General features: G+C 61.8%; 22 protein-coding genes. 21 read left to right on the plus strand and 1 reads right to left on the minus strand.

The features are described from left to right. Entirely contained in the window at positions 1 to 432 is a 432-nt protein-coding gene (locus tag EFQ99_RS14705; RefSeq protein ID WP_126921745.1) for an EVE domain-containing protein, read from the plus strand. Further along, positions 429 to 1073: a class I SAM-dependent methyltransferase gene (locus EFQ99_RS14710; protein WP_126921746.1), complete on the plus strand. Its 645-nt coding sequence runs from the start codon at positions 429 to 431 to the stop codon at positions 1071 to 1073. Before EFQ99_RS14705 ends, EFQ99_RS14710 begins: the two co-directional genes overlap by 4 nt. Here EFQ99_RS14710 and EFQ99_RS14715 read toward each other — a convergent pair. Continuing rightward, positions 1070 to 1558, minus strand: coding sequence for a hypothetical protein (locus tag EFQ99_RS14715; RefSeq protein WP_126921747.1), 489 nt, complete (start codon positions 1556 to 1558; stop codon positions 1070 to 1072). The genes EFQ99_RS14710 and EFQ99_RS14715 overlap by 4 nt on opposite strands. A 314-nt stretch (positions 1559 to 1872) precedes the next feature. Between EFQ99_RS14715 and sdhC the strand changes: the two genes are divergently transcribed. The 19 genes from sdhC (at position 1873) to EFQ99_RS14815 (ending at position 20714) form a co-directional block, all read left to right on the plus strand. Beyond that, on the plus strand, positions 1873 to 2268 hold the full coding sequence (sdhC, locus tag EFQ99_RS14720) for a succinate dehydrogenase, cytochrome b556 subunit (RefSeq protein WP_126921748.1): 396 nt from the start codon (positions 1873 to 1875) through the stop codon (positions 2266 to 2268). Between the two features lie 10 nt (positions 2269 to 2278). Next, positions 2279 to 2659, plus strand: coding sequence for a succinate dehydrogenase, hydrophobic membrane anchor protein (sdhD, locus tag EFQ99_RS14725; protein ID WP_047615588.1), 381 nt, complete (start codon positions 2279 to 2281; stop codon positions 2657 to 2659). Positions 2660 to 2666: 7 nt separating this feature from the next. Beyond that, on the plus strand, positions 2667 to 4508 hold the full coding sequence (sdhA, locus tag EFQ99_RS14730) for a succinate dehydrogenase flavoprotein subunit (protein ID WP_126921749.1): 1842 nt from the start codon (positions 2667 to 2669) through the stop codon (positions 4506 to 4508). An 18-nt stretch (positions 4509 to 4526) separates the two neighbouring features. Beyond that, a complete protein-coding gene (locus tag EFQ99_RS14735) occupies positions 4527 to 5306 on the plus strand; it encodes a succinate dehydrogenase iron-sulfur subunit (protein WP_003567268.1) in 780 nt (259 codons plus the stop codon). A gap of 382 nt (positions 5307 to 5688) precedes the next feature. Then, positions 5689 to 6204, plus strand: a complete 516-nt coding sequence (locus tag EFQ99_RS14745) for a protease inhibitor Inh/omp19 family protein (protein WP_126921750.1) — start codon at positions 5689 to 5691, stop codon at positions 6202 to 6204. Between the two features lie 65 nt (positions 6205 to 6269). Continuing rightward, positions 6270 to 7433: a cell division protein ZapE gene (gene zapE, locus EFQ99_RS14750; protein ID WP_126921751.1), complete on the plus strand. Its 1164-nt coding sequence runs from the start codon at positions 6270 to 6272 to the stop codon at positions 7431 to 7433. A 174-nt stretch (positions 7434 to 7607) separates the two neighbouring features. Continuing rightward, complete coding sequence (gene mdh / locus EFQ99_RS14755; protein ID WP_126921752.1) at positions 7608 to 8570, plus strand: malate dehydrogenase; 963 nt, start codon at positions 7608 to 7610, stop codon at positions 8568 to 8570. 33 nt (positions 8571 to 8603) lie between these two features. Then, a complete protein-coding gene (gene sucC, locus EFQ99_RS14760; RefSeq protein WP_126921753.1) occupies positions 8604 to 9797 on the plus strand; it encodes an ADP-forming succinate--CoA ligase subunit beta in 1194 nt (397 codons plus the stop codon). Positions 9798 to 9805: 8 nt separating this feature from the next. Continuing rightward, positions 9806 to 10297: a DUF1579 family protein gene (locus EFQ99_RS14765; protein WP_126921754.1), complete on the plus strand. Its 492-nt coding sequence runs from the start codon at positions 9806 to 9808 to the stop codon at positions 10295 to 10297. A 13-nt stretch (positions 10298 to 10310) separates the two neighbouring features. Beyond that, on the plus strand, positions 10311 to 11213 hold the full coding sequence (gene sucD, locus EFQ99_RS14770) for a succinate--CoA ligase subunit alpha (RefSeq protein ID WP_016736377.1): 903 nt from the start codon (positions 10311 to 10313) through the stop codon (positions 11211 to 11213). A gap of 168 nt (positions 11214 to 11381) precedes the next feature. Then, positions 11382 to 14366, plus strand: a complete 2985-nt coding sequence (locus EFQ99_RS14775; protein ID WP_126921755.1) for a 2-oxoglutarate dehydrogenase E1 component — start codon at positions 11382 to 11384, stop codon at positions 14364 to 14366. 17 nt (positions 14367 to 14383) lie between these two features. Next, a complete protein-coding gene (locus tag EFQ99_RS14780; protein WP_126921756.1) occupies positions 14384 to 14692 on the plus strand; it encodes a YciI family protein in 309 nt (102 codons plus the stop codon). 39 nt (positions 14693 to 14731) lie between these two features. Continuing rightward, positions 14732 to 15979, plus strand: a complete 1248-nt coding sequence (odhB, locus tag EFQ99_RS14785; RefSeq protein WP_126921757.1) for a 2-oxoglutarate dehydrogenase complex dihydrolipoyllysine-residue succinyltransferase — start codon at positions 14732 to 14734, stop codon at positions 15977 to 15979. Between the two features lie 12 nt (positions 15980 to 15991). Then, positions 15992 to 16741, plus strand: coding sequence for a DUF4241 domain-containing protein (locus EFQ99_RS14790; RefSeq protein WP_126921758.1), 750 nt, complete (start codon positions 15992 to 15994; stop codon positions 16739 to 16741). Then, positions 16738 to 17268: a hypothetical protein gene (locus EFQ99_RS14795; RefSeq protein WP_126921759.1), complete on the plus strand. Its 531-nt coding sequence runs from the start codon at positions 16738 to 16740 to the stop codon at positions 17266 to 17268. The genes EFQ99_RS14790 and EFQ99_RS14795 overlap by 4 nt, the downstream gene beginning before the upstream one ends. Next, a complete protein-coding gene (locus EFQ99_RS14800) occupies positions 17265 to 18017 on the plus strand; it encodes an SDR family oxidoreductase (protein ID WP_126921760.1) in 753 nt (250 codons plus the stop codon). Before EFQ99_RS14795 ends, EFQ99_RS14800 begins: the two co-directional genes overlap by 4 nt. A 20-nt stretch (positions 18018 to 18037) precedes the next feature. Then, positions 18038 to 18676 (plus strand): LysE family translocator, encoded by a 639-nt coding sequence (locus EFQ99_RS14805; protein ID WP_126921761.1) that lies wholly within the window; start codon positions 18038 to 18040, stop codon positions 18674 to 18676. A gap of 26 nt (positions 18677 to 18702) precedes the next feature. Beyond that, complete coding sequence (lpdA, locus tag EFQ99_RS14810) at positions 18703 to 20109, plus strand: dihydrolipoyl dehydrogenase (protein ID WP_126921762.1); 1407 nt, start codon at positions 18703 to 18705, stop codon at positions 20107 to 20109. 104 nt (positions 20110 to 20213) lie between these two features. Beyond that, complete coding sequence (locus EFQ99_RS14815) at positions 20214 to 20714, plus strand: cytochrome b (protein ID WP_126921763.1); 501 nt, start codon at positions 20214 to 20216, stop codon at positions 20712 to 20714. The last annotated feature ends 12 nt before the right edge of the window (positions 20715 to 20726 follow it).

Consider the following 20726-nt stretch of genomic DNA (forward strand, 5'->3'; position numbering starts at 1 on the left):
ATGGCGCATTGGCTCTATAAATCCGAACCTGCCTCCTGGTCATGGGAGCAGCAGAAGGCTGCCGGCGAAAAGGGCACGGAATGGACGGGCGTGCGCAACTATCTGGCGCGCAACAACATGCGGGCGATGCAGATCGGCGACAAAGGCTTCTTCTATCATTCCAATGATGGGCTAGAGATCGTCGGCCTCGTCGAGGTTTGCGCGCTGTCGCATCCCGATTCCACCGCCAAGGGCGATCCGAAGTGGGATTGCGTCGATATCCGCGCCGTCATGGACGTGCCGAAACGGGTGACGCTGAAGGACGTGAAGGCGAGCGAGAAGCTTGCCAAGATGGCTCTCGTCACCTCGATGCGGCTTTCCGTACAGCCGGTGACGGAGGAAGAATATCTCGAAGTCTGCCGCATGGGCGGGCTGGACAATCCGCCGCGTTGAAAACTGATCCTGAAGCCTTCATCCGCGCCAATACCGGCCTGATGGCGCCGCCACACGTGCCGGAGATTTCGCTCCATCTGGCGAGCGAGGCGCATGAGCTGTGGCTGAAGACGGAGGAAGAGCTGGAAGCGATCGGCCTGCCGCCGCCCTTCTGGGCTTTCGCCTGGGCGGGCGGACAGGGATTGGCGCGCTACATCCTAGATCATCCGGAAACGGTGCGAGGTCAGCGGGTGCTCGATTTCGCCAGCGGCTCGGGCCTTGTCGGCATTGCGGCTGTCATGGCCGGCGCCTGCGAGGTCACGACAAGCGATATCGACCCCTGGGCGGAATCGGCGCTCCGGCTGAATGCCGGGGCCAATGGCGTTTCGCTCGGATTTACCGGCGCCAATCTGATCGGACAGGCCGTCGATGCGGATATCGTGCTTGCGGGCGACGTGTTTTACGACCGCGCTTTCGCCGATGCGCTCATTCCGTGGTTCGCGCGGCTGGCGACGGAGGGCAAAACGGTTCTGGTCGGCGATCCCGGGCGGAGCTATCTGCCTCGGGACCGGCTGGAATTCCGCGCGGTCTATCAAGTGCCGGTGACGCGGGCGCTGGAGGACAGCGAAATCAAGAAGACGACGGTTTGGCGCTTCACCTAAGGCCGGATGACGCAGACATTGGCCTCGTAGGAGCAAGGGTCGTCCTGGACGGCGACGTCGATGACCTTCGCCTTCGGCGCCAGCGGCTCAACCCGCGGAGGATAGAAGCCGTAGCCATTGCCGCCGACATAGGTTCCGCCATCGACTTGATAGACGTAGGAAGAGCCGGAATAGCTTCCACCGCCGTCCCAACCCGGCGCCTGGGGCGCGATGATGACGAGATTGCTGTGCGCTGCGCGGTTTGTTGCCGCCGACGAAAATTGCGTCAGCATCGGCATCCTGTTCCGGCCTCGGTGGCCATAGAAATTGTCGAAACCTATGCCGCGGTGGCGCCAACTCAAGCGTTCGCCGAGGAGCAATCCGCCGTGGAACGCGTGGCGATGACCGGGGAAGCGATCATTATGACGGCGCTCGCCCGCCGTCGCGGGGAGTGCGGCAAGGGCTGCGAGCGCAAGCAGGGTGACTGCGGACAGACTGCGAAACATGGATGCCGGCCTCCGGAATTCCGATCGTTAACAAATCGTTAACGGCAGATTGCGCCAAAAGCGGCAGCTTGTCCATTCGCGCGGGAAGAACGGCTTAAATATTGAGCGCAAAAGGCCAGTTTGATTGGGGCGCAAACTTCCCGGTAATCCGAATCGATTAAATTAAAAGCAGATAGCAATTGTGCTTGTCGTCTGGCCTTTCGGTGATTAAACGTCGCAATTGATGCAACGCACACAGAGAATTTTGTCATTGGTGTGGTTGACTGAGCATGCTCCGAAATCCGGAAGCGCAGAGAAGCCGCCGCGAGGTTCTGATGGCGAACGTGACAAATAACCGGCCCCTGTCGCCGCATTTGCAAATTTACAAACCTATTCCCACCATGATTATGTCCATCGTCCACCGCATCACCGGGGGCGCGCTCTATGTCGGCACGCTGCTGGTCGCCTGGTGGCTGATCGCGGCGGCAAGCGGCCAGGGCTCCTATGATTGGGCCAACTGGGTCCTCGGCAGCCTTATCGGCAAACTCGTGCTCCTCGGCTATACCTGGGCACTGCTGCACCACATGCTCGGCGGCTTCCGCCACTTCATGTGGGACCTTGGTTACGGCTTCGAGAAGGAATTTTCGACCAAGCTCGCCATTGCCAACATCATCGGGTCGCTCTGTCTGACCGTGCTGGTCTGGGTGATCGGCTTCCTCATTCGCTTCTGAAGGTCCTCTCATGGATATGCGCACCCCCCTCGGCAAGGTTCGCGGGCTCGGCTCCGCCAAGGACGGCACGGACCATTTCTGGCGCCAGCGGCTGACGGCCGTCGCCAATGTTCCGCTCATCCTCTTCTTCCTGATCTTCATGCTCGTCTACGCCGGCGCGCCTTACGCGGATGTGGTTCGCGCCCTGTCGAACCCCTTCGTCGCCGTCGTCATGGGACTGATGGTGATCTCCGGCGTCATCCACATGAAGCTAGGCATGCAGGTCATCATCGAGGATTACGTGCACGGCGAATTCGGCAAGATCGCTTTGCTGATGCTGAACACGTTCTTTGCGATCCTGATCGCCGGCCTCTGTCTCTTCGCCATTCTGAAAATCGCATTCGTAGGATAAGTTCGACATGGCACCGACCCCCCCCGCCCAGAACGGCAAGGCCTACAAATATGTCGATCACTCCTATGACGTGATCGTCGTCGGCGCCGGCGGCGCCGGCCTGCGCGCCACGCTTGGGATGGCCGAGCAGGGTTTCCGCACCGCCTGCATCACCAAGGTTTTTCCGACCCGCTCCCATACGGTCGCAGCCCAGGGCGGCATCGCCGCCTCGCTGCGCAACATGACGCCCGACAGCTGGCAGTGGCACCTTTACGACACCGTGAAGGGTTCCGACTGGCTCGGCGACGTCGACGCCATGCAGTATCTCACCATGGAAGCGCCGAAGGCAGTCTATGAGCTCGAGCATTACGGCGTGCCGTTCTCGCGCAACGAGGAAGGCAAGATCTATCAGCGCCCGTTCGGCGGCCACATGCAGAATTACGGCGAAGGCCCGCCGGTACAGCGCACCTGCGCCGTTGCCGACCGGACCGGCCACGCCATCTTGCATACGCTCTACGGCCAGTCGCTACGCAACAACGCGGAATTCTTCATCGAGTATTTCGCGCTCGACCTGATCATGTCGGAGGACGGCAGTCGCTGCACCGGCGTCGTCGCCTGGTGCCTCGATGACGGCACGATCCATCGCTTCGCCGCCAAGATGGTGGTGCTGGCGACCGGCGGCTACGGCCGCGCCTATTTCTCGGCAACCTCTGCCCATACCTGCACCGGCGACGGCGGCGGCATGGTGGCGCGTGCCGGACTGCCGCTGCAGGACATGGAATTCGTTCAGTTCCACCCGACCGGCATCTACGGCTCGGGCTGTCTGATCACCGAGGGTGCCCGCGGCGAAGGCGGCTATCTCGTCAACTCCGAAGGCGAGCGCTTCATGGAGCGTTATGCGCCTTCGGCCAAGGACCTTGCCTCGCGCGACGTCGTTTCGCGCTGCATGACGCTTGAGATCCGCGAAGGCCGCGGCGTCGGCAAGAACAAGGACCACATCTTCCTGCATCTCGACCACCTCGACCCGGCCGTTCTGCATGAACGCCTGCCGGGGATTTCCGAGAGCGCAAAAATTTTCGCAGGCGTCGACGTCACGCGCGAGCCGATCCCGGTCCTGCCGACCGTTCACTACAACATGGGCGGCATTCCCACGAACTATTGGGGCGAAGTGCTGAATGCCGACAGCGCCAATCCGGAACGGATCATCCCCGGCCTGATGGCTGTCGGCGAAGCCGGCTGCGCCTCGGTGCACGGCGCCAACCGCCTCGGCTCCAACTCGCTGATCGATCTCGTGGTCTTCGGCCGCGCTGCTGCGATCCGCGCCGGCGAGGTTATCGACCGCGCAGCGCCGATCCCGCATCTCAACGTCGCAGCCTGCGACAGGATTATGGACCGCTTCGACGGCCTGCGTCACGCCAGCGGCGGCACGCCGACGGCTGATCTGCGCGAGAAGATGCAGCGCGCCATGCAGGAAGACGCGGCCGTCTTCCGCACGCAGGAATCGCTAGAATCCGGCTGCCAGCGCATCTCGGCCATCTGGGGCGAAATGAAGGACATCAAGGTTACCGACCGTTCGATGATCTGGAACTCCGACCTCGTGGAAACGCTGGAGCTGCAGAACCTGATGGCCAATGCCATCACGACGATCTACGGCGCCGAGGCCCGCAAGGAAAGCCGCGGCTCGCATGCACGCGAGGACTATACAGAGGGCGCGTTCGCCGGCCGCGACGATGTCAACTGGCGCAAGCACACGCTTTCCTGGGTGAACGAGGCAGGCGACGTCAAGCTCGATTACCGGCCGGTTCATACCGAGCTGATCGCGGAAGGCATCGATCCGCACAAGATCGAGCCCAAGGCCCGCGTCTACTGATCTCAAGAGGAACCTGATATGGTTGAACTCGCTCTCCCCAAGAATTCTCAGATGCGCGAAGGCAAGGTCTGGCCGAAGCCGGCGGGAGCCAAGAACACCCGCGAATTCCGCGTCTATCGCTGGAGCCCGGACGACGGGCAGAACCCGTCGATCGACACTTTCTACATCGATGTCGACGATTGCGGGCCGATGGTGCTCGACGGCCTGCTCTATATCAAGAACAAGATCGACCCGACCCTGACCTTACGCCGTTCCTGTCGCGAGGGTATCTGCGGGTCCTGCGCGATGAATATCGACGGCACGAACACGCTCGCCTGCACCAAGGGCCTCGACGATATCAAGGGCGCGGTGAAGATCTATCCGCTGCCGCATCTGCCCGTCGTCAAGGATCTGGTTCCCGACCTTACCAACTTCTATGCCCAGCATCGTTCGATCGAACCGTGGCTGAAGACGGTATCGCCGGCGCCGGCCAAGGAATGGAAGCAGAGCCACGAGGATCGGCAGAAGCTCGACGGCCTCTATGAATGCATCCTGTGCGCCTGCTGCTCGACCTCCTGTCCGAGTTATTGGTGGAATGGCGACCGCTATCTCGGTCCTGCCGTTCTGCTGCAGGCCTATCGCTGGCTGATCGACTCCAGAGACGAAGCGACCGGCGAACGCCTGGACAATCTCGAGGATCCGTTCCGTCTCTATCGCTGCCACACGATCATGAACTGTGCGCAGACATGCCCGAAGGGCCTGAACCCGGCCAAGGCGATCGCCGAAATCAAGAAGATGATGGTCGAGCGCCGGGTCTGATCCGCAGCAAGACGATGGCGGAATAGACGGCTTCGATTCCGAAGCCGTCAAAGAGATCAGGTCGTGGCTCGCCTCGGTGCGCGAGCAGGGCGTTCGCGTCGAGCCGCTGTAATCCTTCCTGCAATGTCGTTCACATACTATTCCAAGACGATACGAGACTTTGACTGGGATCCAGGCAGAGACGAACGCGCCCAACACCTTGCTGACAAATTCTATGTGCAGGAAGTTCTGCAACGGGACAGTTGAACTGTATCGTTTTTCGGTTAGTGGTTGTCGTGGGCAATTTATGTCGCCTGACTTGATTAACCAAAGCGAATTACGATAATCGACCTTGTCTCACGCCCTTTTCTCTACGGCCGATGCCGAATCCAGGAGTATGATGATGCAGTTGCGATATGCGATGACAGGTCTGGTGGTGACCCTCGCGCTAGCCGGTTGTCAGCGTACGGCATATGACTACAGCTCCAACTCGAACGCCGGGCCGGCGCCGTTGACGGCGCAGCCGGTTCCCTCGGTGCAGGGCGGGCAGCTTCCGCCGCCGACCGGCAGCTCGCAGTTTCCGGCGGCGCCGGCGTCGACGTCGCCAATGCCGGGTGCGCAGCCGGGCGCGGTTGCCGCGAATGCGCTTGATGTCACCAAGGAATCGATGGTCGGAAGCTGGCGTGTTAACGGCTCTTGCGACATGTTCCTGACGCTCACCAACCTCGGCAGCGGTTCCCGCGGCGGCACGCGCGGCTGCGTCGGCGAACTGACGGCGATGGGCTCCTGGGAAGTTGCCGGCAAGCAGGTGCTGCTCAAGGACCGCTCGGGCAACCAGATCGGCAGCGTCTACAAGACGGCCGACAACCGCTTCGACGGACAGACGAGCACGGGCCAGTCGATCAGCCTCAGCCGGTAAACGAACCGGCGCGGTAAACGATCCGGCGGCTCCCCCGCCGATGACTGACAGGCGGATAGGCCCTCATGCAGCCAATGCCAGATTATGCGCTCAGCGTTTGCGAACAGCTCAAATCGCTGACGGTTTCCGGTGCGCTGCAGGTAGATTCCGCCCAGATGGACGTGGCGAAAAGCCTGGACCGGGTGCTTGCCGGGCTGAAGCAGCAACGCCCGGCGGCCAAATCGAGCGCGCTCGGTTGGCTGTTTGCCTCGAAGAAGAAGGCCGAGGGCGGCATCAAGGGGCTCTACATCCACGGCAGCGTCGGGCGCGGCAAGACCATGCTGATGGACATGTTCTTCGCGATGGCGCCCTCCAGGAAGAAACGGCGGGCGCATTTCCACGAATTCATGGCTGATGTGCACAACCGCATCGCGGCACACCGGTTGAAACTTAAGAACGGTGAAACCAAGCAGGCCGATCCAATGCCGCCGGTCGCCGCAGCGCTTTACGAGGAAGCGGAGCTGCTCTGTTTCGACGAGTTCACGGTCACCGACATTGCCGATGCGATGATCCTGTCGCGGCTGTTCTCCGAACTCTTCGCGCGGGGATGCGTGCTGGTGGCGACCTCGAACGTCGAACCGGACAATCTCTACAGGGACGGCCTCAATCGCGGCCTCTTCCTGCCTTTTGTCGCGCTGCTCAAGCAGCATGTCGATGTCGTCACCCTGGATTCGCCGACTGACTACCGGATGGAGAAGTTGACCAGCCAGCCGGTCTATCTCGTGCCCATCAGCGAACATAACGATATGGCGATGGAGGCGTCCTGGACGCAGGCGCTGCACGGGCGCAAGGCGCAGCCGCTGGATATTCCGATGAAGGGGCGCCATATCCACGTGCCGCTCGCCGCCGACCGCATGGCACGGTTCTCCTTCGCCGATCTTTGCGACAAGCCGCTCGGCGCGACCGATTTCCTCGCCATCGCCGAACGCTTCGATACGGTCTTCCTCGACCACGTCCCCTTGCTTGGCCCGGAAAAACGGAACCAGATCAAGCGGTTCATCATTCTGGTCGATACGCTCTACGATCACGCCGTGCGGCTCTATATCTCCGCGGCGGCGATGCCGGAGGAATTACTTCTCCATCGCCGAGGCACCGAGGGCTTCGAATTCGACCGTACGGCATCGCGCCTGTTCGAGATGCGCAGCGCCGAATATCTTGCGCTGCACCATGACAAGCGCGCTGCAGAGTAACAATCTGATGACAGAACATCTTACGTTTACGTAAGAATTTTAGTATCTAAACGATTGAAAACGCTGCATCAAAATTAATGGATTGCCATTTTTAGGCTTTGGGTCTATGCGATTGCGTCATTGGGCGGTGCCTTGGCGTCGTTCGACGAATTTGATCGCAAAGGAAACGGCGAAATGGCGCGTAACAAGATCGCACTCATTGGTTCTGGCATGATTGGTGGCACGCTGGCGCATCTCGCCGGCCTGAAGGAGCTGGGCGACATCGTCCTCTTCGACATTGCGGATGGCATTCCCCAGGGCAAGGGCCTCGACATCGCGCAGTCCTCCCCGGTCGAAGGCTTCGACGCCAATCTGACCGGCGCCAGCGACTATTCCGCGATCGAAGGTGCCGACGTCTGCATCGTCACCGCCGGTGTTCCGCGCAAGCCGGGCATGAGCCGCGACGACCTTCTCGGCATCAACCTCAAGGTCATGGAGCAGGTCGGCGCCGGCATCAAGAAATATGCCCCGAATGCTTTCGTGATCTGCATCACCAATCCGCTCGACGCCATGGTCTGGGCGCTGCAGAAGTTCTCCGGCCTTCCGGCCAACAAGGTCGTCGGCATGGCTGGCGTTCTCGACTCCTCGCGTTTCCGCCTCTTCCTCGCCAAGGAATTCAACGTTTCCGTCCAGGACGTGACGGCCTTCGTTCTTGGCGGTCACGGCGACACGATGGTGCCGCTCGCCCGTTATTCCACAGTCGGCGGCATTCCGCTGACCGATCTCATCACCATGGGCTGGGTCACCAAGGAGCGCCTCGAAGAGATCATTCAGCGCACCCGTGACGGCGGCGCCGAAATCGTTGGTCTCTTGAAGACAGGCTCGGCCTATTACGCGCCGGCTGCTTCGGCGATCGAAATGGCCGAATCCTACCTCAAGGACAAGAAGCGCGTCCTGCCTTGCGCTGCCCAGCTCACCGGCCAGTACGGCGTCAAGGACATGTATGTCGGCGTCCCCACAGTCATCGGCGCCGGCGGCGTCGAGCGCGTGATCGAGATCGATCTCAACAAGACCGAGAAGGAGGCCTTCGACAAGTCGGTGGCCGCTGTCGCCGGCCTTTGCGAAGCCTGCATCAACATCGCGCCTGCCCTCAAGTAATTGGCGCTGAAGTAATCAAACAGGGATAGACCCATGAACATTCATGAATATCAGGCCAAGGCTCTGCTGAAGGGCTATGGCGCGCCGGTTGCCGAGGGCGTGGCTATTCTCAAGGTCGAGGAAGCCGAGGCTGCCGCCAAGTCACTTCCTGGCCCGCTTTACGTGGTCAAGAGCCAGATCCACGCCGGTGGCCGCGGCAAGGGCAAGTTCAAGGAACTCGGCCCTGATGCCAAGGGCGGCGTTCGTCTTGCCAAGTCGATCGACGAAGTCGTTTCCCACGCCAAGGAAATGCTTGGGCATACGCTGGTGACCGCGCAGACCGGCGAAGCCGGCAAGCAGGTCAACCGCCTCTATATCGAAGACGGCGCCGACATCGCCCGCGAACTCTATTGCTCGCTGCTGGTCGACCGCTCGGTCGGACGTGTTGCCTTCGTCGTATCGACCGAAGGCGGCATGGACATCGAGGCTGTTGCTCATGATACACCCGAGAAGATCCAGACGATCGCCATCGATCCGGAAGCCGGTGTCACGGCTGCCGACGTTGCCGCCATCTCCAAGGCCCTTCAGCTTGACGGTGCTGCTGCCGAAGATGCGAAGTCGCTCTTCCCGGCGCTCTACAAGGCCTTCAACGAGAAGGACATGGCGCTGCTCGAGGTCAATCCGCTGATCGTCATGAAGGATGGCCACCTGCGCGTTCTCGACGCCAAGATGTCCTTCGATGGCAATGCGCTCTTCCGTCACGACGACGTCAAGACGCTGCGTGACGAGACCGAAGAAGACGCCAAGGAAATCGAGGCCTCCAAGTGGGACCTCGCCTACGTCGCGCTCGACGGAAATATCGGCTGCATGGTCAACGGCGCAGGCCTTGCCATGGCGACGATGGATATCATCAAGCTCTACGGCAAGGAGCCGGCGAACTTCTGCGACGTCGGCGGTGGCGCCGGCAAGGACAAGGTCGCTGCGGCCTTCAAGATCATCACCGCTGATCCCAAGGTCGAAGGCATTCTCGTCAACATCTTCGGCGGCATCATGAAGTGCGATGTCATCGCCGAAGGCGTTGTCGCGGCCGTGCAGGAAGTCGGTCTGAAGGTTCCGCTCGTCGTGCGCCTCGAAGGCACCAATGTCGAGCTCGGCAAGAAGATCTTGAACGAATCGGGTCTGGCGATCACGGCGGCTGACGATCTCGACGATGCGGCCAAGAAGATCGTCGCGGCGATCGACGGCTGAGGACGGTCATGGCTTTCCAGTCCACGCCATCGGCTGCTCATTTCCGCCTCAACGTCTTTGCCGGCGTCTGGGAAGGGGAGGAGCATATTGCGGCTTCGGCGTGGACGAGGGAAGGCAAGGCCAGCGCCGAGCTTTCGGGCGAGACGCTGTTCGACGGATTTTTCCTTGAGCAGCGCTACCGCCAGATCCGCGACGGGGAAGTTTCGTTCGAAGCCCGCAATGTTTTCGGCTTCGATGGTTCGGACCAGGCTTACAAGCTCTACCAGTTCGACAGTGCCGGTTTTGCGCCGCCCTCGCCGGCTTCCGGCCACTGGAACGGCAATGAGCTTGTGCTGATGAAGGCTTCACCGCGCGGCAGACAGCGCACCGTATTCGCATTCGAAAATGAAGACTGCTACCGGATGGGCGTCAGCTTTTCGCCTGCAGGCAGCGATACCTGGCAGGAGGTCGTCAGCGGCACCTATCGTCGCTCGTCCCTCACGTCTTCCAACCTCTCCTAAACAAAGGCCTCGCATGTCCATTCTCGTCAACAAAGACACCAAGGTTCTCGTTCAGGGCCTGACCGGCAAGACCGGGACCTTCCACACCGAACAGGCGCTCGCTTACTACGGCACCCAGATGGTCGGCGGTATCCACCCGAAGAAGGGCGGCGAAACCTGGACCGGCGCGAAGGGTGAAAGCCTGCCGATCTTTGCAACCGTTGCCGAAGGCAAGGAAAAGACCGGCGCCGATGCGACCGTGATCTATGTCCCGCCGGCGGGTGCAGCCGATGCGATCATCGAGGCGATCGACGCCGAGATCCCGTTCATCACCTGCATCACCGAAGGCATCCCGGTCATGGACATGGTGCGCGTCAAGGCTCGCCTCGACCGCTCCAAGTCGCGCCTGCTCGGCCCCAACTGCCCGGGCATCCTGACGCCGGAAGAATGCAAGATCGGCATCATGCCGGGCTCGATCTTCCGCAAGGGTTCGGTCGGTATCGTTTCCCGCTCGGGCACGCTCACCTACGAAGCCGTCTTCCAGACCTCCAATGAAGGCCTCGGCCAGACGACGGCCGTCGGTATCGGCGGCGATCCGGTCAAGGGCACCGAGTTCATCGACGTGCTCGAAATGTTCCTGGCGGACGACGCCACGACCTCGATCATCATGATCGGCGAAATCGGCGGCTCGGCTGAAGAAGACGCAGCCCAGTTCCTGAAGGATGAAGCCAAGAAGGGCCGCAAGAAGCCGATGGCGGGCTTCATCGCCGGCCGTACGGCGCCGAAGGGCCGCACCATGGGCCATGCCGGCGCGGTGGTTTCCGGCGGCAAGGGCGATGCGGAATCGAAGATCGCTGCAATGGAATCGGCAGGCATCAAGGTGTCGCCGTCTCCGGCCCGCCTCGGCAAGACGCTGGTTGAAGTCCTGAAGGGCTGAAGCCACCTATAGACCGGGCGGAGGAACGGCATCTGCGCCTTCCGCCCGGCCTCACAACTGGACCAGCAGATGCGTCGCGGACAGGCGGCGATCGAAATGCGGCAGCCGGCGGTCAAGCCGGCAAATTCATCAAAGTCAGGAGGCGGACGGAAGCGTCCGCATATCACCATGGCACGGCAAGAAGCCAACGAGCAGTTTCAGGTTACCTCGTTTCTGGATGGCGCCAACGCAGCCTATATCGAGCAGCTCTATGCGCGCTACGAAGAGGATCCGGCGTCTGTCGACGATCAGTGGCGCACTTTCTTCAAGGCGCTGGAAGAGGACCCTGCCGATGTGAAGAAGGCAGCCAAGGGAGCTTCCTGGCGCAAGAAGAACTGGCCGCTGCAGGCAAGCGGCGATCTGGTGTCGGCCCTCGACGGCGACTGGGGTATCGTCGAGAAGGTCATCGAGACCAAGGTGAAGGCCAAGGCCGCAGCCGAGGGCAAGCCCGCTGACGGCATCGACGTGCTACAGGCAACGCGCGATTCCGTGCGCGCCATCATGATGATCCGCGCCTACCGCATGCGCGGCCACCTGCATGCCAAGCTCGATCCGCTCGGCATTGCCGCTCCCGTTGACGACTATCGTGAGCTTTCGCCGGAAAATTACGGCTTCACGGCCGCCGACTACGACCGCAAGATCTTCATCGACAACGTGCTCGGCCTGGAATACGCGACCATTCGCGAGATGATCGAGATTCTCGAGCGCACCTACTGCTCGACGCTCGGCGTCGAATTCATGCATATCTCCAATCCTGAGGAGAAGGCCTGGATCCAGGAGCGCATCGAGGGTCCCGACAAGGGCGTGGCTTTCACGTCCGAGGGCAAGAAGGCAATCCTTGCCAAGCTCATCGAAGCCGAAGGTTACGAACAGTTCCTCGACGTCAAGTTCAAGGGTACGAAGCGTTTCGGTCTCGACGGCGGCGAATCGCTGATCCCGGCGCTCGAGCAGATCCTGAAGCGCGGCGGTCATCTCGGCCTCAAGGAAGCCGTGTTCGGCATGGCCCATCGCGGCCGCCTGAACGTGCTCTCCCAGGTCATGGGCAAGCCGCATCGCGCGATCTTCCACGAGTTCAAGGGCGGCTCGGCCGCTCCCGACGAGGTCGAAGGCTCGGGCGACGTCAAGTACCATCTTGGCGCCTCTTCCGACCGTGAATTCGACGGCAACAAGATCCACGTCTCGTTGACGGCGAACCCCTCGCATCTCGAAATCGTCGATCCGGTCGTTATGGGCAAGGCCCGCGCCAAGCAGGACATGAATGCGACGGTCTGGGACGGCGACATCATCCCGCTTTCCGAACGCGCCAAGGTTCTGCCGCTGCTGATCCACGGCGACGCGGCTTTTGCCGGCCAGGGCGTGATTGCCGAAATTCTCGGCCTGTCCGGGCTGCGTGGTCACCGCGTCGCCGGCACGATGCACGTCATCATCAACAACCAGATCGGCTTCACCACCAATCCGGCCTTCTCGCGCTCGTCGCCCTATCCGTCCGACGTCGCCAAGATGATCGAAGCGCCGATCCTGCACGTCAACGGCGACGATCCGGAAGCGGTCGTTTATGGCGCCAAGATCGCCACCGAATTCCGCATGAAGTTCCACAAGCCTGTGGTGCTCGACATGTTCTGCTATCGCCGCTACGGCCACAATGAGGGCGACGAACCGTCCTTCACGCAGCCGAAGATGTACAAGGTGATCCGCGCCCACAAGACCGTGCTGCAGCTTTATGCGGCCCGTCTCGTCGCAGAGGGCCTGCTCACAGAAGGTGAAGTCGAGAAGATGAAGGCCGATTGGCGCCTCCACCTCGAGCAGGAGTTCGAAGCCGGCCAGCAGTACAAGCCCAATAAGGCCGACTGGCTGGACGGCGAATGGTCCGGTCTGCGCACGGCTGACAATGCCGACGAACAGCGCCGCGGCAAGACCGCCGTGCCGATGAAGACGTTGAAGGAGATCGGCCGCAAGCTGTCGGAGATTCCGGCTGGATTCAACGCGCATCGCACGATCCAGCGCTTCATGGAAAACCGCGCCAACATGATCGCCACCGGCGAAGGCCTCGACTGGGCGATGGCAGAGGCGCTGTCTTTTGGCTCGCTCTGCCTCGAAGGTCATAAGATCCGTCTTTCGGGCCAGGATTGCGAACGCGGCACCTTCTCGCAGCGCCACTCGGTTCTCTACGATCAGGAGAGCGAGGAACGCTATATTCCGCTCGCCAACCTGTCGCCGACGCAGGCCCGTTACGAAGTCATCAACTCGATGCTCTCGGAAGAGGCCGTGCTTGGTTTCGAATATGGCTATTCGCTCGCCCGCCCGAATGCGCTGACGCTCTGGGAAGCACAGTTCGGCGATTTCGCCAACGGCGCGCAGGTGGTCTTCGACCAGTTCATCTCGTCGGGCGAACGCAAGTGGCTGCGCATGTCGGGCCTCGTCTGCCTGCTGCCGCACGGTTATGAGGGCCAGGGTCCGGAACACTCCTCGGCTCGCCTGGAACGTTTCCTGCAGCTGTGCGCCGAAGACAACATGCAGGTCGCCAACATCACGACGCCGGCGAACTACTTCCACATCCTGCGCCGGCAGCTGAAGCGCGACTTCCGCAAGCCGCTGATCCTGATGACGCCGAAGTCGCTGCTGCGCCACAAGCGGGCAGTCTCCACGCTTGCCGAACTGGCCGGCGAATCCGCCTTCCATCGCCTGCTCTGGGACGATGCCGAGGTGATCAAGGACGGCCCGATCAAGCTGCAGAAGGACAACAAGATCCGCCGCGTCGTGATGTGTTCCGGCAAGGTCTATTACGATCTGCTGGAAGAGCGCGAAAAGCGCGGCATCGATGACATCTATCTCCTGCGTGTCGAGCAGCTCTATCCGTTCCCGGCAAAGGCGCTCATCAACGAGCTGTCGCGCTTCCGCAATGCCGAGATGGTCTGGTGCCAGGAAGAGCCGAAGAACATGGGCGCATGGTCGTTCATCGACCCCTTCCTCGAATGGGTGCTTGCCCATATCGACGCCAAGTACCAGCGCGTCCGCTATACCGGCCGTCCGGCCGCCGCCTCGCCGGCGACGGGCCTGATGTCCAAGCATCTGTCGCAGCTTTCGGCATTCCTCGAGGATGCATTGGGCGGCTAAAACAAGGGGAGGGCGCAATGGCTTATTTCTTTCTGAGACTGCTGCCGCCGCGCCCCACTTTCCCGCATGACGGGACCGGGGAGGAAATGGCGGCGATGAAACGCCATGTCGAATACTGGCATCGGAACGCCCTTGCGGGATCGGCAATAACAGTCGGTCCCGTGTTCGAGGGTGAAGGCGCCTGGGGCATGGCGGTCGTCGAAGTCGAGGATCTCGCGGCGGCACAGGCTCTTACCGACGCCGATCCGATCATCGCTTCCGGCTTCGGTTTCCGCTTCGATATCCTGCCGATGCCCTCGATCATTTTGCGGCCGCCCGCCGTCTGAAACGTTTAAACGAAAACACACGAAATCAGGATTTGAACAATGGCCACAGAAATCCGCGTTCCAACTCTCGGTGAATCCGTCAGCGAGGCAACCGTCGGCACCTGGTTCAAGAAGGTCGGCGACGCCATCAAGGCCGACGAGCCGATTCTGGAGCTTGAAACCGATAAGGTGACCATCGAAGTTCCCGCACCCGCCTCCGGTACGCTTTCGGAAATCGTCGCCGCAGCCGGCGAGACCGTCGGCCTCGGCGCGCTGCTCGGCCAGATCGCCGAAGGCGCAGCTGCTGCCGCACCGGCTGCCGCTGCCCCGGCCGCCGCGCCTGTTCAGCCGGCCCCGGCGGCTGCCCCGGTTGCCGCCGCCGCAGCGTCGTCGAGCGCCTCCGTCTCCACCATGCCGCCGGCCCCGGCGGCTTCGAAAATGTTGGCCGAAAACAGCCTTTCCGCCGATCAGATCGACGGCAGCGGCAAGCGCGGCCAGGTGCTGAAGGGCGACGTCATCGCCGCCGTCGCCAGGGGCATTTCCGCTCCGGCGGCAGCACCGGCAGCAGCGCCTGCGGCTGCGCGCGGCCCGTCGACGGTCGAGGATGCCTCGCGTGAAGAGCGCGTGAAGATGACGCGCCTGCGTCAGACGATCGCCAAGCGCCTCAAGGATGCACAGAACACTGCCGCCATGCTGACCACCTATAATGAGGTGGACATGAAGGCGGTCATGGATCTGCGCAACAAGTACAAGGACATTTTCGAGAAGAAGCACGGCGTCAAGCTCGGCTTCATGGGCTTCTTCACCAAGGCGGTGACGCATGCGTTGAAGGAACTGCCGGCTGTTAATGCCGAGATCGACGGCACCGACCTCATCTACAAGAACTACTGCCATGTCGGCGTTGCCGTCGGCACCGATAAGGGTCTCGTGGTTCCGATCGTGCGTGACGCCGACCAGATGTCGATTGCCGAGATCGAAAAGGAAATCGGCCGTCTCGGCAAGGCAGCCCGCGACGGCCAGCTGTCGATGGCCGACATGCAGGGCGGCACCTTTACGATCTCGAATGGTGGCGTCTACGGTTCGCTGATGTCCTCGCCGATCCTCAACGCGCCGCAGTCCGGCATTCTCGGCATGCACAAGATCCAGGAGCGGCCGGTCGCGATCGGCGGCCAGGTGGTCATCCGTCCGATGATGTATCTGGCGCTTTCCTACGATCACCGCATCGTCGACGGCAAGGAAGCGGTCACGTTCCTCGTGCGCGTCAAGGAGAGCCTCGAAGATCCGGAACGCCTGGTTCTCGATCTCTAAGGGAGCGCTTCGATGCGGAACGGGATCTTGCGAGCGGCGCGCCTTTTTCTTTGCGCTGCCGCCGCGCATGCCCCGGTCTCCGCATCGGCCGCCGGCTGGGATGTCAGCAAGGCCAGCAGCAATTTCGAGCTGGTGGCGCTCAGTGACGCCGAACTCACCGGGCGGTCGATCAGCGTGATCCATATGGGCAATGTCGAACTGACTTCGGGTCGCATCGTTGCGGCCGATCCGCTCGCCCAGCCGGATCGTCCAGCGCTAGCAAAGACGGTCGCACCGGGGGAATATCCGGTCACGCTCTATCAGGCCTCCGGGCGCATCGCCGCCGCCGGCATGCGCTTTGCCGAGGGCAAGCCGGATCACTGGGAGCTTGCCGTCGTGCCCGGGCAGGATCCGGCAACGTTGAAAGAGGGCGAGATCTTCGGCTACCCCGTCGATGCCGGCCTCGGCTGCTACATGGATGCGGATACGCTGGCGCTGATCGGCGAGCGTGAAGCGCAGGTCCAGGCGCAGAAGCCGGATGCCGACGTCAATTATTATGACGACGTGCTGGCGTCGGATCTCGATGCCAACAAGGGTAAATACGGGCTGCACCGACCGATTGCCGGCAACAAAGGCAATGTCGCGATATTCTGGAGCGGCTGGGGTGACGGTTTCTATCCGGTCTTCTGGGGGCTCGACAAAGATGGCCGGCCGCTGGTGCTGCTGACGGATTTCGGCGTGATCGAGAATGCCGACGGGCGGAGAGAGCCGACGGGACAATGAGCGCGGGGATCGGCATCATGACGGGACGGAAAGGCGTGGCTGCCATCGCGGTCGCCGCGTTTTTCTCCGTGCCTGCCGCCACATCCGGCGCCGAGTGCAAGCAGGAACGTGCCGTCTACGTCGATCGTGACGGCGCCTATGAACTGCGCTTTGCGCCGCTGAATTCTGTGTCGGCTGCCGCCAGCAACCAGTTCAAGATCAGCGCGCTCAAGACGCCAGTCGTGATGGAAGGCTACGTCATGCCATCGGCAGATCCGGTGCGCGCGATCGGCATCCTGATGTTCAACTGCCCCGAGGGCGACGCGACCGGCGCCGATCTCGATGCCTGCACGGTCTGGCAGGGCGCCGTCTACGGCGTGGATGCCAAGGGCGAGATGGACAATCTGCAGCCGGAAGGCGCCGAGGCCGCCGAAAAGCTCGTGCTTCCCGGCCTCGGTCCCGCCATCCGGGAATCGAGCGCCTGGGGCGAGGGCAAGGCTTCCGTGGCGCCCTGGGACGTCCTGACTTTCAAGGAGTGCGCGACATGAGTGATGCACCTGTTCTTTTCGTGACCGGCGGAAGCCGAGGCATCGGCGCCGCCGTTTCTCGGCTCGGCGCGCACCGGGGCTGGCGCGTCGCGGTGAATTATGCCTCCAGCCGCGAGGCGGCGGAGGCCGTCGTTGCGGCGATCACCGAGGCTGGCGGCGAGGCGGTTGCGATCGAGGGAGACGTCGGCAAGGCTGCCGATATCGTCTCGATGTTTGCCGCTGTCGATCGTCATTTCGGCCGGCTGGACGGGCTGGTCAACAATGCCGGCGTCGTCGACTATCCGCAGCGGGTCGACGAAATGTCGGCGGAGCGGGTCGAACGAATGCTGCGCATCAATGTGACCGGCTCCATCCTTTGTGCGGGAGAAGCCGTGCGACGCATGTCGAGCCGGCATGGCGGTCAAGGCGGGGCGATCGTCAATGTCTCTTCGATGGCAGCGGTTCTCGGTTCAGCGACGCAGTACGTCGATTATGCCGCCTCGAAGGCGGCCATCGATACGTTCACAATCGGGCTCGCGCGTGAAGTCGCCGCCGAGGGTGTCCGCGTGAATGCCATCAGGCCCGGTATCATCGAAACCGATCTGCATGCCTCCGGCGGGCTTCCGGACCGGGTGCGCGAAATGGCGTCGTCGATCCCGATGCAGCGCGCGGGGACGGCCGAAGAGGTGGCGGAAGCGATCCTCTATCTCCTGTCTCCTTCGGCTTCTTATGTAACGGGCGCGATTCTCAATGTGAGCGGCGGCCGCTAGAAGGACAGGGCGAAAATAGCATGCCATATATCTTCGAATTTCTCGGGCTGATGGCCGTCTTCTCGATCTTCATCGTCGTGCCGGGCGCCGATTTCGCCGTCATCCTGCGCCAGAGCATCGTGCATGGGCGCCGCGCCGCCATCATGACCGGGCTTGGCATGGGCTTTTCGCTGCTCTTCCATATCAGCTACACGGTTCTCGGTCTCGGGCTCATCGTGTCGAAATCGCTGATGCTGTTTGCGATGATCAAATGGGCAGGTGTCGCCTATCTCATTTATCTCGGCATCAAGTCGTTCCGTGAGCCGGGCTTCAAGGTGCAAGATATCGAGGTGACGCGAGAGGACCGCAAGCCGGTCTCGATACTGCAGTGCCTCGGCATGGGCTTCATCACCAATGCGCTGAACCCGAAGCCGGTGCTGTTCTTCCTGTCCCTGTTTTCGACGCTGGTGCATCACGACACGCCTGTATTGATCCAGTTCTCCTATGGCATCGGCATGGCGACGGCGCTGGTCGCCTGGTTTGCCGGCGTCTCCTATTTCTTCACGGTCAAAGCGATCCGTGACCGCTTCATTGCCAGCGGCAAATGGTTCAACCGCATCACCGGAGCGGCGCTCGTCGGCTTCGGCTTCCGCCTCGCGCTGGCGCGTGCGGCCGACTGAACGAAAAATCCAAAGGGAAAGAAACAATGTCTTACGATGTGATCATTATCGGAACCGGCCCGGGCGGCTATGTCTGCGCCGTCAAGGCGGCGCAGCTCGGCCTCAAGGTTGCCGTCGTCGAAAAGCGGGCGACCTATGGCGGCACCTGCCTGAACGTCGGCTGCATTCCGTCGAAGGCGCTGCTGCATGCTTCCGAAATGTTCCATCAGGCCGGCCACGGCATGAGCGCGCTCGGCATCGACGTGTCGGCGCCGACGCTCAATCTTACCAATATGATGGCGCACAAGGATGCGACGGTGAAGTCGAATGTCGACGGCGTCGCCTTCCTCTTCAAGAAGAACAAGATCGACGCCTTTCAAGGCATCGGCAAGATCGTTTCGGCCGGCAAGGTTTCCGTCACCGCCGAAGACGGCAAGGTGCAGGAGATCGAGGCCAAGAACATCGTTATCGCGACCGGCTCCGATGTCGCCGGCATTCCCGGCGTGCAGGTCGAGATCGATGAAAAGACGATCATTTCCTCCACCGGCGGCATTGCCCTGGAGAAGGTGCCGGAAACGCTGATCGTCGTCGGCGGCGGCGTCATCGGCCTCGAACTCGGCTCGGTCTGGTCGCGCCTCGGTGCCAAGGTCACGGTGGTCGAATATCTCGACACCATCCTCGGCGGCATGGACGGCGAAGTCTCCAAGCAGTTCCAGCGCATGCTCGCCAAGCAGGGCATCGATTTCAATCTCAGCGCCAAGGTCACCGGCGTCGAAAAGGGTGACAAGGGCGCCAAGGTCACGTTCGAGCCGGTCAAGGGTGGCGACAAGGTGACGCTCGATGCCGAAGTCGTGCTGATCGCCACCGGCCGCAAGCCCTACACATCGGGTCTCGGCCTGGAAGAGGCCGGTGTGGCGCTCGACAATCGCGGCCGCGTCGAGATCGACGGCCACTTCAAGACCAATGTCGCCGGCATTTATGCGATCGGCGACGTGGTGAAAGGCCCGATGCTGGCGCACAAGGCGGAAGACGAGGGCGTGGCGCTTGCCGAAATCCTCGCCGGCCAGCATGGTCATGTCAATTACGAGGTCATTCCAAGCGTCGTCTATACGCAGCCGGAAATCGCCTCGGTCGGCAAGACCGAGGAAGAGCTGAAGGCGGCAGGCGTCGCCTACAAGGTCGGCAAATTCCCGTTCACGGCGAACGGCCGCGCCCGCGCGATGCTGGCGACCGACGGTTTCGTCAAGATCCTCGCCGACAAGGAAACCGACCGCGTGCTCGGCGGCCATATCGTCGGCTTCGGCGCCGGCGAAATGATCCACGAGATCGCCGTGCTGATGGAGTTCGGCGGTTCGTCGGAAGATCTTGGCCGCACCTGCCACGCGCATCCGACGATGTCCGAAGCGGTCAAGGAGGCAGCGCTCGCGACCTTCTTCAAGCCGATCCATATGTAAGCTTACATCTTCGTAAGGAAGCGTGCAGCCGCTTGCCGTGAGGCAGGCGGCTGTTTTAATTGTTTGGTATTGCAGAGTTCGACCATTTGCCAAAGATTGAGAAAATGCAGCAGCCATCCGTTCCGGGTTACAGCCTGAGCCAGCGTTTTCTTCACTGGGCGATAGCGCTGCTGATCTTCTTCAACCTGCTGTTTCCCGATGGCATGAATATCTGGCATCGGCTCATTCGCAGGGGTCAGGTGCCGACGCCTGAGCAGATTTCGTCGGCGAATATCCATGCCTATGTCGGCATCGCCATCCTTCTGCTTGCCGCCGCCAGGCTCGGGCTGCGTTTTTTCAAGGGCGTGCCGGCCGAGGCCACAGAGGAACCGGCGATCTTCCGCCTTGCGGCGAGGCTTGCCCATGCCGGCCTCTATATCCTGATCTTCGCCATGCCGCTCACGGGCATCGCCGCTTACTACTTCGGCATCGATCCTGCCGGTTCGTTCCACGCGGATGTCCTGAAGATCATTTTCTGGGCGCTGATCGCGGCGCATGTCGCGGGCGCGCTCGTCCAACACTTCTATTGGAAAAACAATGTTCTGCGCCGCATGACGCTCGGCTGACCGCCGGCAGGT

Origin of the sequence: Rhizobium vallis, assembly GCF_003985155.1 — a bacterium.
GTDB lineage: Bacteria > Pseudomonadota > Alphaproteobacteria > Rhizobiales > Rhizobiaceae > Rhizobium > Rhizobium vallis.

Coding starts and splice junctions, on each gene's coding strand:
- mdh (WP_126921752.1), top strand. CDS start 7,608: ATGGCGCGTAACAAGATCGCACTCATTGGTTCTGGCATGATTGGTGGC.
- sucD (WP_016736377.1), top strand. CDS start 10,311: ATGTCCATTCTCGTCAACAAAGACACCAAGGTTCTCGTTCAGGGCCTG.
- EFQ99_RS14735 (WP_003567268.1), top strand. CDS start 4,527: ATGGTTGAACTCGCTCTCCCCAAGAATTCTCAGATGCGCGAAGGCAAG.
- EFQ99_RS14815 (WP_126921763.1), top strand. CDS start 20,214: ATGCAGCAGCCATCCGTTCCGGGTTACAGCCTGAGCCAGCGTTTTCTT.
- EFQ99_RS14780 (WP_126921756.1), top strand. CDS start 14,384: ATGGCTTATTTCTTTCTGAGACTGCTGCCGCCGCGCCCCACTTTCCCG.
- EFQ99_RS14705 (WP_126921745.1), top strand. CDS start 1: ATGGCGCATTGGCTCTATAAATCCGAACCTGCCTCCTGGTCATGGGAG.
- EFQ99_RS14800 (WP_126921760.1), top strand. CDS start 17,265: ATGAGTGATGCACCTGTTCTTTTCGTGACCGGCGGAAGCCGAGGCATC.
- sdhC (WP_126921748.1), top strand. CDS start 1,873: ATGGCGAACGTGACAAATAACCGGCCCCTGTCGCCGCATTTGCAAATT.
- sucC (WP_126921753.1), top strand. CDS start 8,604: ATGAACATTCATGAATATCAGGCCAAGGCTCTGCTGAAGGGCTATGGC.
- EFQ99_RS14790 (WP_126921758.1), top strand. CDS start 15,992: ATGCGGAACGGGATCTTGCGAGCGGCGCGCCTTTTTCTTTGCGCTGCC.
- EFQ99_RS14765 (WP_126921754.1), top strand. CDS start 9,806: ATGGCTTTCCAGTCCACGCCATCGGCTGCTCATTTCCGCCTCAACGTC.
- zapE (WP_126921751.1), top strand. CDS start 6,270: ATGCAGCCAATGCCAGATTATGCGCTCAGCGTTTGCGAACAGCTCAAA.
- odhB (WP_126921757.1), top strand. CDS start 14,732: ATGGCCACAGAAATCCGCGTTCCAACTCTCGGTGAATCCGTCAGCGAG.
- sdhD (WP_047615588.1), top strand. CDS start 2,279: ATGGATATGCGCACCCCCCTCGGCAAGGTTCGCGGGCTCGGCTCCGCC.
- lpdA (WP_126921762.1), top strand. CDS start 18,703: ATGTCTTACGATGTGATCATTATCGGAACCGGCCCGGGCGGCTATGTC.
- EFQ99_RS14715 (WP_126921747.1), bottom strand. CDS start 1,558: ATGTTTCGCAGTCTGTCCGCAGTCACCCTGCTTGCGCTCGCAGCCCTT.
- EFQ99_RS14775 (WP_126921755.1), top strand. CDS start 11,382: ATGGCACGGCAAGAAGCCAACGAGCAGTTTCAGGTTACCTCGTTTCTG.
- sdhA (WP_126921749.1), top strand. CDS start 2,667: ATGGCACCGACCCCCCCCGCCCAGAACGGCAAGGCCTACAAATATGTC.
- EFQ99_RS14805 (WP_126921761.1), top strand. CDS start 18,038: ATGCCATATATCTTCGAATTTCTCGGGCTGATGGCCGTCTTCTCGATC.
- EFQ99_RS14745 (WP_126921750.1), top strand. CDS start 5,689: ATGCAGTTGCGATATGCGATGACAGGTCTGGTGGTGACCCTCGCGCTA.
- EFQ99_RS14795 (WP_126921759.1), top strand. CDS start 16,738: ATGAGCGCGGGGATCGGCATCATGACGGGACGGAAAGGCGTGGCTGCC.